10 protein-coding genes are annotated in these 9,914 nt (G+C 69.7%); 6 read left to right on the plus strand and 4 right to left on the minus strand.

Annotated elements, in window-relative coordinates; genetic code table 11:
• Positions 1–231 precede the first annotated feature (231 nt).
• Positions 232–1,107 (minus strand): hypothetical protein, encoded by an 876-nt coding sequence (locus tag VGS97_RS24680; protein ID WP_326856030.1) that lies wholly within the window; start codon positions 1,105–1,107, stop codon positions 232–234.
• A 318-nt stretch (positions 1,108–1,425) separates the two neighbouring features.
• On the opposite strand from VGS97_RS24680, the gene VGS97_RS24685 reads away from it, so the two are divergent.
• A complete protein-coding gene (locus VGS97_RS24685; protein ID WP_326856031.1) occupies positions 1,426–1,902 on the plus strand; it encodes a MarR family winged helix-turn-helix transcriptional regulator in 477 nt (158 codons plus the stop codon).
• 107 nt (positions 1,903–2,009) lie between these two features.
• On the plus strand, positions 2,010–2,195 hold the full coding sequence (locus VGS97_RS24690; protein ID WP_326856032.1) for a hypothetical protein: 186 nt from the start codon (positions 2,010–2,012) through the stop codon (positions 2,193–2,195).
• Positions 2,196–2,448: 253 nt separating this feature from the next.
• Here VGS97_RS24690 and serB read toward each other — a convergent pair whose 3' ends face one another.
• Positions 2,449–3,732 (minus strand): phosphoserine phosphatase SerB, encoded by a 1,284-nt coding sequence (gene serB / locus VGS97_RS24695; protein WP_326856033.1) that lies wholly within the window; start codon positions 3,730–3,732, stop codon positions 2,449–2,451.
• A gap of 47 nt (positions 3,733–3,779) precedes the next feature.
• Between serB and VGS97_RS24700 the strand changes: the two genes are divergently transcribed.
• The 4 genes from VGS97_RS24700 to VGS97_RS24715 all read left to right on the plus strand — a co-directional run bounded on the left by VGS97_RS24700 (position 3,780) and on the right by VGS97_RS24715 (position 7,481).
• The gene (locus VGS97_RS24700; RefSeq protein ID WP_326856034.1) at positions 3,780–4,562 is read left to right on the plus strand and encodes an ABC transporter ATP-binding protein; all 783 of its coding nucleotides are present in this window, start codon (positions 3,780–3,782) and stop codon (positions 4,560–4,562) included.
• Positions 4,563–4,732: 170 nt separating this feature from the next.
• Complete coding sequence (locus VGS97_RS24705; RefSeq protein ID WP_326856035.1) at positions 4,733–5,149, plus strand: NfeD family protein; 417 nt, start codon at positions 4,733–4,735, stop codon at positions 5,147–5,149.
• A gap of 315 nt (positions 5,150–5,464) precedes the next feature.
• On the plus strand, positions 5,465–6,559 hold the full coding sequence (locus tag VGS97_RS24710; protein ID WP_326856036.1) for an SPFH domain-containing protein: 1,095 nt from the start codon (positions 5,465–5,467) through the stop codon (positions 6,557–6,559).
• A gap of 82 nt (positions 6,560–6,641) precedes the next feature.
• Positions 6,642–7,481, plus strand: a complete 840-nt coding sequence (locus tag VGS97_RS24715; protein ID WP_326856037.1) for a sulfite exporter TauE/SafE family protein — start codon at positions 6,642–6,644, stop codon at positions 7,479–7,481.
• A gap of 43 nt (positions 7,482–7,524) precedes the next feature.
• On the opposite strand, the gene VGS97_RS24720 is transcribed toward VGS97_RS24715, so the two are convergent.
• Together VGS97_RS24720 and VGS97_RS24725 are read right to left on the minus strand one after the other, a co-directional pair.
• On the minus strand, positions 7,525–8,352 hold the full coding sequence (locus VGS97_RS24720; protein WP_326856038.1) for a hypothetical protein: 828 nt from the start codon (positions 8,350–8,352) through the stop codon (positions 7,525–7,527).
• Positions 8,353–8,604: 252 nt separating this feature from the next.
• Positions 8,605–9,369, minus strand: a complete 765-nt coding sequence (locus tag VGS97_RS24725; RefSeq protein ID WP_326856039.1) for a class I SAM-dependent methyltransferase — start codon at positions 9,367–9,369, stop codon at positions 8,605–8,607.
• Positions 9,370–9,914 lie beyond the last annotated feature (545 nt).

The raw sequence follows: 9,914 nt of genomic DNA on the forward strand, positions 1-9,914 counted from the left end.
GCGCGAGCCTGCGCACGAGCCCGACCATATGAGGTCACCGGGCGCCGTGTCACCACATTCGTCGGATTTTCATAAAGCACAGGCGAATTCCCACCGCTTCGCTCGCCCTGCGCCACAGTCCGGTGGCAGTGCGCCACCAAATGGGCAGGGCCCCCCGCGAACCGGTACGGACTTGCGTCGAACCCAGCCGGGCCTACCCGTCGACCCGCTGCTTGTCTATCCGCTGCCGATCTACTTCGGCGCGGTGCCGTTGACGATCGCGAGCACCATGTTCGCGGCCTGGGACTCCCACTGCGCGTAGGCCGTGGGGTAGCCAGAGCGCTGCACCGCCTGCGCGGACTCCCAGAGGGAGATCGTCATGTAATGCGACGCATACACGTTGAGGGCCGCGAGGAATGCGTTCGACGCATAATACGGATCGGTGAGCTGCGCCGCCGTGCCCCAACCCTGTGACGGGCGCTGCTGGAACAGGCCGAGCGAGTCGGCGTTCGTCGCGGTCGTGAGGTTGGTCAGCTGCGATTCCTGCATGGCCGTCGCGGTCGCGATGACCGCCGCGTAGAGCGGCATGCCGCGCTGCTCCGCCACTTGCACGATGATCCGCGCGTTCTGCCACTGCGTCGCACTCGGCGTGAATATGGTCTGCGCTCCGTAGAGCGCGGTTGGCTCAAGCTCAGACAGGGTCGTGTGCGCGTAGGGATTCGCGGGCGCAGTCTTGGTGGCTGTGGGAGACGGCTTGGCCGAGGCGGACGCGGATGCAGAAGCGCTCGCTGAGGCCGAGGCCGAAGCTGACGGCGTAGGTACCGCCGTGTTCGGCAGCGCGAGCACAGGCACTCCGGATGGTACCGGGGCGGGCGCAGTCGCCACGGAAACGCTCGCATCCGGACCCGAGCCGCTCGCACTGGAGAACGCCATCGCCGCCGCGACCCCTCCAGGGCCGCCGACCACGGTGCCGGCCAGCGCCGCCACGGTGATCGCCGGGAAGCGCCGCGTCCACGGCCGCTCGTCTCCGGCCTTCGCCAGCACCTTGCTGTGCTCGTAGGGGCTGTGCTCGAAAGCGCCGTACTCGTACGCCTCTTCTTGCGCCTTCGGCTTGCGATGCGAGCCCACGGGTGGATCCGACCTCCCTGCGTCAGCGGTCTGGGTAACGGCCGGGTTCCACGGCTCGTACTGGCGGACGAAGATATAAGAGGATGACTAGACCTGTCACCGGTCAGCGACCGCCGGAACGCGAAGTTAGGTGCGCGTTGGCGGTAACTTGACGGTTCGTTGACCGATCGCACCGATGTTCAAAAAACGGTCATCGTTCAAAACACGGTGTTCAAACACGGTCGTTCGCGGGGCGCCGGCCCGGCCGCCGGGTCCTCGGCCGGCGTGCTCGGCAGCCGCGATCCGTCTGCCAAGCTCAGCGCAAGCTAAGGTGTGACGGTGAGTACACTGCCGGATCCGCAGGACATAACGCGCCTGCGTGTCGCTGTCGGCCGCCTGCACCGGCGGCTGGCCCAACGCGCTTCCGGGGAGCTGACCTTCGCGCAGATCTCCGCCCTGGTGGTCGTGGAGAAGTACGGACCGATCCGGCAGGGTGAGCTCGCCGCGCGCGAAAACGTCGCCGCACCCTCGATGACGCGCACGGTCAGCGGCTTGATCCAGGCCGGTCTGGTGCGCAAGATCCCCGACCCGGAGGACGGCCGCTCCTGCCACATCGTCGTCACCCCGGCTGCCCGCACTCTGCTGGAGAAGGTGCGCAGCGAGCGCACCGCAATGCTGACCGAGCGTGCCGCCCGGCTGGGTTCCGAGCAGTACGCGACGCTGGTCGCCGCGTTGCCTGTGCTCGAACAGCTCGCGGAGGAGGACGACGGGACGAGCCGCTTCCGGGAGGCCCGCGTCCGCGAGCCGCGCGCGTGACAGCGGCGCATCCGACGCTACGCACTCGATAGACCCAGACACTCAGACGGACCGGACACCGCGACCCCGGAGCCTGCCGCAGGTCTGGCGGGTGCGAAACTTGCCGTATGAGCGAGGCAGAGAACCCGGTCGGCGAGCGGGCCGCGCAGCAGCAGGAGGAGTGGCCGCCGCAGGAGTGGCGCGAGACGACTCGGTCCGCAGGCCACCGGCAGGCGCTGTATGTCGCGCTCGGCATGGTCGCGATCTTCGCCGTGCTGGTCGTCATCTCCATCTGGGGCTCGCACAACGGCTGACCGCTGGGCCTGTCGCCGTAGGTATCGAACGGCGTAATCCGGCGCATGGACTTCCAGCCCCAGCGCAACCGCAGCACCATGACGGACCCCGACGAGAGCAGGGCCGCCGAGTTCGGCCTCGAACCCGAGTCAAATCCACGCCCAGTGCCCACGTCCGAACCCCAACTCGAACTCGAACCCCAACTCGAACCGACTCTCACCGCCGACAACCCGCCTACCCATGCACCCAGCAGCGTGAGTCAGCGCCGTGGCCCTATGCCCGCCCGACGTTCTCCACCTGCTCCACGTCGTCGAGCTCTTCGACCTCCTCGCGCGGGATGCCCAGCAGGAACAGGATCGTGTCGAGGAACGGCACGTTGACCGCCGTGTCCGCCGCCGCACGCACCAGCGGTTTCGCGTTGAACGCGACACCGAGGCCCGCCGCCGCCAGCATGTCCAGGTCGTTCGCGCCGTCGCCGATCGCGACCGTCTCCGACAGCGGTACGCCGGCCGTGGCCGCGAACCGGCGCAGCGCGGCCGCCTTGCCCGGCCGGTCCACCACCTCGCCCACCACCCGGCCGGTCAGCCGGCCGTCGGCCACCTCCAGCGTGTTCGCCGCCGCGAAGTCCAGCCCGAGCTGCGCCACCAGCGTGTCGGTGATCTGCGTGAAGCCGCCCGAGACTATCCCGACCTGGAACCCGAGCCGCTTGAGGGTGCGCACCAGGGTCCTGGCGCCGGGCGTGTACCGCACCTCGCCGCGGACCTTCTCGAATGTGGCCTCCGGCAGCCCCGCCAGCAGCGCCACCCGCGCATGCAGCGACCCGGCGAAGTCCAGCTCGCCGCGCATCGCCGCCGCTGTGATCTCCCGCACCTGGTCCAGGCAGTCGGCATGCCGGGCGAGCAGCTCGATCACCTCGTCCTGGATCAGTGTCGAGTCCACGTCCATGACCACGAGGTGCTTGGCCCGGCGGGCCAGGCCCGCGCGCTGCACCGCGATGTCGACCCCTGCTTCGGCGGCTGCCGTCGCCAGCGCGCCGCGCAGCTGTGCCGGGTCCACTCCGGACACGTCCAGCTCCAGGGCGGTGACCGGGTACTTGGCCAGGCGCACAATCCGGTCGATGTTCCCCCCTGCTTCGGCGACGCGCCCGGCGACCGTCTCCATGGCCGCGGCCTTCAGCGGGGCGCCGAGCACGGTGACGCGGCTGCGCCCGGCCCGCCGGTTGTGGTTGTCGCCGCGCCCCTCGGTGATCTCCACGTCCAGCTTCCACGCCGCGGCCCACTTGTGCAGCGCGATCCGGAACTCGGCCCGGTCCGCCGGCGCGGTCACCAGCGCGCCGAGCACCAGCCGGCCGCGCAGCACGATCTGCTCGACGTCCGCCACCCGGGCGGAGCAACCCGTGCGCGCCTCGAACCGGGTGATCTGCTCGAACAGCGACGCCGTCACCCCGGGCCGGTCCGCGCCGAAGACCGTCACCAGCAGCGTGGGCGCGTCGTCCGCGACGGATCCGCAGCGCCCGGAAGGCGCCCCGCCGATCTCCGAGTCGATCTCCGAATGCATGGCCCCACGCTACCGGGGCTTCATCCGGACCCTATAGGTTTGGCCATATGACGGACGTCCTCGACCTGGTCGACGTCTCGCTCGTGCGGGACGGCAAGAAGTTGCTGAGCGGGATCAACTGGCGGGTCGCCGAGGGCGAACGCTGGGTGGTCGTCGGCCCGAACGGCGCCGGGAAGACCACGCTGCTACAGATCGCCGCCGGCAACCTGTTCCCCAGCAGCGGGACGGCGGCCATCCTCGGCGAAACGCTCGGCCGCGTCGACATCTTCGAACTGCGCCCGCGCATCGGCCTGACCTCCGCCGCGGTGGACCTGCGCATCGGGCGCGGCGCCAAGGTCCGCGACGCGGTACTGACCGCCAGCTACGGGCAGCTCGGCCGGTGGCGTGAACAGTACGACGACATGGACACCACACGCGCCGACGACCTGCTGGCCTGGTGGGGCATGGAAGGGTTCGCCGACCGCGTCTACACCACCCTCTCGTCCGGAGAGCGCAAGCGGACCCTGATCGCCAGGGCCCTGATGACCGACCCCGAGCTGCTGCTGCTCGACGAGCCCGCCGCCGGCCTCGACCTGGCCGGGCGCGAGGACCTGGTGCGCCGCCTGGCCAACCACGCCGCCGACCCGAACTCCCCGGTGACGATACTGGTCACCCACCACGTCGAGGAGATCCCGCCGGGCTTCACGCACGTGCTGATGCTGCGCCAGGGCGGGATCGTCGCGGCCGGGCCGGTCGCGGCCACGCTGACCGCGGAGAACCTGTCAGCCTGCTTCAACATCCCGCTCGCCGTGGAAAGCTCCGGCGGGCGCTTCTACGCCCGTGGCGTCTGACGCCGCACCGGCCGCGGCCCGGCTTCGGCGTCCTGCCCGAATCGCAATAAGCGCACAATAGTTCGACTACGAACAGGACGCCGAGAAAAAGCTGCTCCCGGCGCATGCAAAACGGGTCAATAACACGCCACTTACTGCTTATAAGCGAACGCCGTGCGTACCATACGCCTATGGGATGGGTGTGGTGGGTAGTCACAGCTGTCTTACTGCTGCTGGCCGAGACCGCGACCGCCACACTCGCGTTCCTGATGGCCTCGATCGGCGCCGCCGTCGCAGCGGTCCTCGCCGTGCTCGGCGTCCCGCTGGCCGGGCAGGTCCCCGCGTTCATCCTGATGAGCACCGGCCTGATCGCCTTCCTGCGGCCGGCCGTGATGCGCCATCAGGCCCTTCCAGGGCTGCGCACCGGAGCCGCCAAGCTCGTCGGCAGCGACGCGCTGGTCACCAGCCGGGTCGACGCGCACACCGGCCGGATCAGCCTCAGCGGCCAGATCTGGACCGCGCGCGCCTACGAGCCCGACGCGGTCTTCGAGCCCGGCGTCACCGTGCACGTCCTGGAGATCGACGGAGCCACAGCACTCGTCGTGTGATCGCCCGTGTGTGACCGCTGACAGCGCCCGCGGATCCGCCGCAAGTTCGCGCACTACGCGGGTTGCCCGTACTACGGGCGCTTCGAACTCGGCCGGGGTTTGCTGTGCGGCTCTTGGCTCGCCCGCCGCTGCGCGCCGGACGACCTTGCGTCGCGGCCCCGGCCACGTTAGAAGAGCGGATTAGGTGCGGCGCGTTGGGCCTGATGCGCTGACAGTTTGGGCATAATCACAGTATCGTGTGAGCTCGTCAGTACTTTAACTTTTTTCGGCTCATCGTACGCAGCGCTGATCGCTGTGCTCTAGGGGAGGTCTGGGATGAGCGTGGTCACCGCGATTCTCGTGGTGCTGATCGTGGTCCTGTCGGTCACCTACTTCCTCTACCGGTCGGTCCAGATCGTCCCACAGGCCAGCGCGCAGGTGGTGGAGCGCTTCGGCCGCTACCGGCGCACGCTGGAGCCCGGCCTGCGCTTCCTGGTTCCGGTGGCCGACACCATCCGCGCCACGGTGGACATGCGCGAGCAGGTCGTCCCGTTCCCGCCGCAGGAGGTCATCACCGAGGACAACCTGCTGGTCTACATCGACTGGGTGGTCTACTACCAGGTGACCGACCCGCGCCGGGCCACGTACGAGATCCAGAACTACGTGCAGGCGATCGAGTACCTGGTGTCCACCACGCTGCGCAACATCGTCGGCGGCATGGACCTGGAGCGCACGCTGACCAGCCGCGACGAGGTCAACACCGACCTGCGTGACGCGCTGGACTCGGCGACCGGGCCGTGGGGCATCCGGGTCAACCGGGTGGAGCTGCGCACCATCCAGCCCAACCGGGACATCACCGAGGCGATGGAGAAGCAGGTGCGCGCCGAGCGCGAGCGGCGCGCCACGGTGCTCCAGGCCGAGGGCGTCAAGCAGGCCGAGATCCTGCGTGCCGAGGGCGACCGGCAGTCGATGATCCTCAAGGCCGAGGGTGAGGCCAAGGCCGCGGAACTGCGCGCGGGCGGCGAGGCGATGGCGATCAAGAAGGTGTTCGAGGCCATCCACGAGGGCGACGCCGACTCCAAGCTGCTCAGCTACCAGTACCTCCAGATGCTGCCCAAGCTCGCCGAGGGCGAGGCGAACAAGGTCTGGATCGTGCCCAGCGAGCTCGGCAAGGCCGTCGAGGGCATCGGCGGGGCGTTCAGCAAGATGAACGTGCCAGGGCAGGGCGGCCCCGCCGACCAGCAGCGTGACGTCCCGGCAGCAGCCGAGACCAGCGGCGAGCCGGGCCGTCCGGCCGTCCCGCGTCCCGCCTCGGGGCCGAGCAGCCCGGCGGCCAGCGCCGCGAGCCGCGAGCAGGACCGTGCGACGCACACTCCGCGCCCGCGCCGCCTCTCGCCCGCCGATGTGCTCTACGGTGCCGAGGACGAGTAGGGAACACGAGGAGAAGCCCGGGCGGGAGCAGGCCGGGGAGTAGGCCGAAGCCCGCTACGGCGGCCCCGGTACGCTTGATCGCGTGAGTCACGGGATCGCTGAGGCAGCGGCACTGTTCGCGGCCGGAGCGGCGGCCGGGACGATCAACGCCGTGGTCGGTTCGGGCACGCTGATCACCTTCCCCACGCTGCTCGCCTTCGGCTACTCCCCGGTGACCGCGAACGTCTCGAACACGGTCGGCCTGGTGCCCGGAGTGATCAGCGGCATTCACGGCTACCGCAGGGAGCTGAAGGGCCAGCGCGCCCGCCTCGTCCTGCTCGGCACCGGGTCCATGCTCGGCGGCCTGACCGGCGCGATCCTGCTGCTGACGCTGCCGGCGGGAGCGTTCAAGGCAATCGTCCCGGCACTGATCGCGCTCGCCCTCGTGCTGGTCGTCGCGCAGCCCTCACTCGCCGCGTGGGTCGCCCGCCGCCAGGCGGCCCGCAACGGACGCGGCGAGAGCGGCGAAAACGAAAACGGTGAAAGCAGCAAGGGCAGTGAACTCGGCGAGCCCGACGACCGGACGAACGCCGCCGGGGGGCCGCTGCTGTGGACACTCGTCTTCGGCAGCGGCGTATACGGCGGCTACTTCGGCGCGGCCCAGGGCGTACTGCTGCTCGGCCTGCTCGGCATAGCGTTCACCGACTCCCTCCAGCGCATCAACGCCGCCAAAAACGTCCTGGCCGCGTTGGTCAACGGCGTCGCGTCGGTCATCTTCATCGCAGTCTCACACATCGCCTGGAGTGCCACCGCGCTGATCGCCGCAGGCTCCATCCTCGGCGGGCAACTCGGCGCGCGCATAGGCCGCAAACTGCCGCCGACTGCACTGCGCTTCGTGATCGTGTGCGTCGGCATCGTCGCGCTGGTCAGCCTTCTCGCCTGACCGACGCGCCAAACGCCGCCTGACGCGCCGCACTACCGCCGAGTCAGGCGAGGCAAGCCGCCGCCAGTTGCTGGCCGTCGTTCGACATCGTGTCGTTGCTGGGCGTGCCGCCTGCCGCCAGCGTCGCCGTGTACGCCTTCCAGTCCGTCACGACTCGCCCGATCGCGTCGGCCTTCGATTGGTCCTGGGCCTGGGATTGCGCGTCGGTCAGGCTGGCGATGGCCGTGTCGTAGTCGTTCAGCAGCGCCGTGTCGTCGTTCGCGTCGACCGCCGCGGCCTGCTCGAAGGTGATCAACGCCTCGAACGCCTTGTGGCAGCCCGGATCGGTCATCGTGCCCATCAGGGCCTGCAACGCCGCGATGTCGTTGCCGGTGCCGAGCACGTCAGGCGTCGCGGTATCGGTGGCTGACGGCTGAGTGGTAGGTGGCGGCACCGTGACCGTCGTGTGCGTCGAGCCGAGCCCGGTCGGCGTCCCGTTGGCGGAGGTGTTGTGGAATCCGAACCAGTACACGGACACCCCGATCGCGAGCACTGCGACCGCGGCGAGTACGCCGATCATCGCGTTGCGCGAACCGTTCGCCGACCGCTGAACCGGCATCGGAGCGCCGTATCCGTATCCGCCGGCGCCCTGGTCGTACTGGTAGCCGTACGGCTGCTGCTGGCCCTGAGCATACGGGTACTGCGTCTGTTGCGGCTGCTGCTGTGCGTAGGGATCCTGCACGACATAGGGATCCTGTGTGCCGTACGGGTTCTGCGGCACGCCATAATAAGGCTGCTGGGGCGCAGCGTACGGATTGGCGGCCGGCTGCTGGTACGGCTGCTGTGGATACGGGTCGGGCTGCCCCGGTTGCGGGTATATCGGCTGCGTCATGCCCTGCCCTGACCCCGGCCAGCCGCCCTGCGGTTGTTGCGGCGGCGGGCCCGGCTGCGGTCGGGGAGTCTCGTTCTCTCCCGGTCCGATCGGCCCGCCCGGAGGATAGCTCACGGCACGCCCCCCAAGAACGTCAGCGCTCTGGAAACACCGGTGCTAACGTTCGACTACCCGGCGCGGTTCAATTCTAGCTCTCGCATCCCCGAACTCTTACATCCCGGAATCCCGGGGCGTCCAGGGAAGCCGGCGCGTTCAGGCCCGAGCCGTCCAGTAGATGTCGGTGACGTACGGGATTTCGATCCGGTCGCCGCGGCTCTCCTCGTGCCGGTCCAGCACCGCCTCAAGCTCGCGGCGCACCTGCGCGCGGCTCTCCGAGTCCAGTGTGCTGATCACGCTTGAGGTCAGCGCCTGCCCGAGCACGCCCTCGCGGTCGGTCACGTACGGGTTCGCCACGTGCTCCCCGCACAGCCGCGTCCACCCCGGCACCTCGTCGAAGAAGCGCCGCCACGTGCCGTCCCGGTGGCCGGGCACCGCGTCCGTGCGCCACTGCCGGTAGATCTTCGAGTACTCGGCGACCCACGGCACCGTCTCGTCCAGGGTGTTCCACACCAACCCGAGCCGCCCGCGCCGGTGGGTGATCCGCTCCGCCTCCGCCAGCGCGGCCGCCGGGTCGAACCAGTGCCAGGCCTGGGCCGCCACCACGGCGTCCACCGAGCCGTCCGCCAGACCCGTCGCCTCGGCGAGCCCGTCCACTACCTGGACCTGTGGGAGCAGCTCGGTGAGGGTGGTGCGCATCGCCGCCACTGGTTCAAGCGCGATCACCCGCGCGCCGGTGAGCGCCAGCAGCCGGGTGAACTTCCCGGTTCCCGCGCCCACTTCGGCGACCTGCTTGCCCGGATGCAGGTCCAACGCGTCGGCGAGCACAGCCAGAGACCGCGTCGGGTAGGAGGGGCGGACACGCTCGTAGTCCGCCGCTGCGCGCTGGTAGCCGAGCTCTGCGGCGTGGTGGATAGCCACAGTGCGAACCTAACACCAACGATCATGCTTTCACCGTATTGCCCGGTGACCAGCTGGCGACCGAAAGGTGACGATCAGATAACGGACCCGGAGCGGTAGCCTGGCGAGGCGCCGCCCCGGCGGCCCGGCGACCCCACGTTAGGCGCCGTACGCGCGCCGTCGGCGCAGGCCGGCGGCGGTCCGCGGGGTCAGGGCACTGACCCGAGCGGCGACCCGATGCACCGAACCGAAAGGCAGCGCGCGCCCGTGTCCTTCGAGCCCCTTGTGCCCCCTGTGCCTCCGGTTCCCCCCGAGTCACCGGCAACCGAGCCGCCGACGATCCTGCTCGTCTCCACCGCCGACACCGACTTGCTGGCCGCTCGTGCCGCCTCCCGCCGCCACGGCCCCGGGCACCCCGTCGACTCCGCACACCCCATTGACTCCGACAGCTCCGATGACTCCGGACGCTCAGCCGACTCTGTCTCTGTGCACCCCGTCGATCCCGACCGCCCGCACGTCCGCGCCAGCTACCGGGTCGCCAATCCCGCCCGGATAGCATCATCCGA

It is taken from the genome of Actinocrinis sp. (genome assembly GCF_035946395.1).
Classification (GTDB): Bacteria; Actinomycetota; Actinomycetes; order Streptomycetales; family Catenulisporaceae; genus Actinocrinis.

What these genes read in the sequence shown, in the direction of transcription:
- VGS97_RS24710 (WP_326856036.1), top strand. Translation starts at nt 5,465, where the DNA reads ATGAGCGTGGTCACCGCGATTCTCGTGGTGCTGATCGTGGTCCTGTCG.
- VGS97_RS24720 (WP_326856038.1), bottom strand. Translation starts at nt 8,352, where the DNA reads ATGACGCAGCCGATATACCCGCAACCGGGGCAGCCCGACCCGTATCCA.
- VGS97_RS24690 (WP_326856032.1), top strand. Translation starts at nt 2,010, where the DNA reads ATGAGCGAGGCAGAGAACCCGGTCGGCGAGCGGGCCGCGCAGCAGCAG.
- VGS97_RS24705 (WP_326856035.1), top strand. Translation starts at nt 4,733, where the DNA reads ATGGGATGGGTGTGGTGGGTAGTCACAGCTGTCTTACTGCTGCTGGCC.
- serB (WP_326856033.1), bottom strand. Translation starts at nt 3,732, where the DNA reads ATGCATTCGGAGATCGACTCGGAGATCGGCGGGGCGCCTTCCGGGCGC.
- VGS97_RS24700 (WP_326856034.1), top strand. Translation starts at nt 3,780, where the DNA reads ATGACGGACGTCCTCGACCTGGTCGACGTCTCGCTCGTGCGGGACGGC.